Source organism: Sulfolobus sp. B1, from assembly GCF_007050195.1.
Lineage (GTDB): Archaea > Thermoproteota > Thermoprotei_A > Sulfolobales > Sulfolobaceae > Saccharolobus.
Window position 1 is genome coordinate 1 of record NZ_QIMI01000194.1, and the last position, 2,126, is coordinate 2,126.

A 2,126-nucleotide genomic window follows, 5' to 3' on the forward strand; every position below is an offset into this window, starting at 1 on the left:
ATATTTAATTTAGTTATATTTAATAAAGGCTCACTGTAACACAAAATATAATGAAAGTCTTAGTCACCTCAGCCTGGCCCTACGTCAATTCAGTCCCGCATTTAGGTAATCTGATTGGCTCCATACTCTCAGCTGATGTATTTGCAAGATACGCTAGGTTAAAGTATGGAAAAGAGAACGTAGTTTTCGTTAGCGGTAGTGATGAGCATGGTACTCCAATAGAAGTTGAAGCGATAAAGAGAAAAGTAAGTCCTAAAGAGCTCACAGATCAAGCACATGAGTATGATAAGCATTTATTTCTAAATGTGTGGAAGATAAGCTTTGACAATTATAGTAGAACAGAAAATGAAGTTCACAAAAAATTTGTTTCAGATTTTCTTCTAAAACTTAATAAATATATCAAAGTTAATGAAGACGAAATTCCTTATTGTGAAAACGATAAGATTTACTTACCAGATAGGTTTATCAAGGGTACTTGCCCTTACTGTGGTTTCGAGGATGCGAGAGGAGATCAATGTGATAATTGTGGAAGATTGCTCACACCTAACTCACTAATTAATCCTAAATGTGCTATTTGTGGGAGGCCTCCAATTTTTAAAAAGACAAAACATTGGTTTTTTGATCTATCAGCTTTTAACGATAAGATAAAGGAATGGATAACTAACTCAAGGGAGATGCCTGATAATGTGAAATCAGTAGCGTTAAGTTGGGTTAGTGAGGGTCTTAAGCCTAGAAGCATAACTAGGGATAACAAATGGGGTATTCCAGCACCTTTTCTAGATGCGGAAGATAAGACAATATACGTTTGGTTTGAAGCACTTCTAGGGTATATCTCAGCTACTATTGAATACTTTGAGAAAAAGGGGAGTCCAGATAAGTGGAAGGAATTCTGGTTTGGGAATGAGGTTAAAAGCTATTACTTCATAGGGAAGGACAATATTCCATTTCACGCCGTTATATTACCAGCAATGCTAATGGCTAGTGGAGAAGGGTATAATCTACCAAATGTTATTGCTGCTACAGAGTATTTGCTCTATGAGGGTCAAAAGTTTAGTAAAAGTAGGAAAATTGGAGTATGGATTGATGAAGCACCTAATCTAATGGATGTAGAGTACTGGAGATTTGTCCTTATCAGACTGAGACCGGAGGAGAAAGATACTAACTTTACTTGGAGGGAAACTGTGAGGATAGTTAATACTGAACTTAATGATGATATAGGAAATTACATTAATAGGGTCCTTACAATGATCTCCAGATATTTCAACTCTACTGTTCCTGACTTTTATTTAGATATTTTAGATGAAAATGATAAAAAAATAATAAATTTAATTAATACAGTACCTCAAAACATGGCTAGCTTATTTGAAAAAGGCAAATTAAAGGCTGGAACTGAGGATCTACTGACATTAGTTAGGGAGTGTAACGCTTATCTTAACATAAAAGCCCCATGGGATTTATATAAAGTTGGAAAAACAAGAGAGTTGGCAAATACGCTATATATTTCTATTAATTCAGTGAGAACTATAGGAATATTACTCTATCCATTAATGCCTTCATATTCTCAAAAAATATATGACATGCTAAATTTAGGTAATGTAGAGGAAGAGAAGTGGGATAATGCTTCTCAACTACTCCTAAAGCCTGGACATAGAATAGGACAATCTCAACCATTATTCAAAAAACTAGCCCCTAATTTTGAGTCTGAGATCATCAAAAGGCTAGAAGAGGTAAGAAAAGGGATAGAAAAAAATAGGCCTACCTTACTCAAGTGACACATAAGCTAAAACTGGCTCAAATTTTCTTCCTCTGCCTTCATAGAACTTACTAAACATTTCGTAGAAGTGTAACCTCATATCTTGTATGAACACTACTAGCCCTTCTAGACCTATAGCTAGTAAATTACCTATTATCAATATTATTATAGATATTGGATTTATCAGTACATGGATTGTACTGATTGATGGGGCTACGAGATAAGCCATATAAGAGAATGCATAAAGTATATAATAGTGAGACAAAGCGAATACTAAAACTCTTATGAAAGATATTGTATTAGAAAGCAACAATAATGCTCCCTCAAATCCCCCTTCTATGAAACCCATTGCAATTGCTGAAGCAAACCCTCC

The 2,126-nt window shown here is 34.9% G+C and carries 2 protein-coding genes; one reads left to right on the forward strand and one right to left on the reverse strand.

The annotated features are described in order from the left end of the window. Window positions 1-50: 50 nt before the first annotated feature. Window positions 51-1,772, forward strand: a complete 1,722-nt coding sequence (gene metG, locus DMP16_RS09300; RefSeq protein ID WP_069282242.1) for a methionine--tRNA ligase — start codon at window positions 51-53, stop codon at window positions 1,770-1,772. Here the strand turns inward: metG and DMP16_RS09305 are convergent. Continuing rightward, window positions 1,761-2,126: V-type ATPase 116kDa subunit family protein (locus tag DMP16_RS09305; RefSeq protein ID WP_304948044.1), on the reverse strand; the 366-nt coding region annotated here is incomplete at its 5' end. The two genes, metG and DMP16_RS09305, sit on opposite strands and share 12 nt — an antisense overlap.

What these genes read in the sequence shown, in the direction of transcription:
- metG (WP_069282242.1), top strand. Translation starts at nt 51, where the DNA reads ATGAAAGTCTTAGTCACCTCAGCCTGGCCCTACGTCAATTCAGTCCCG.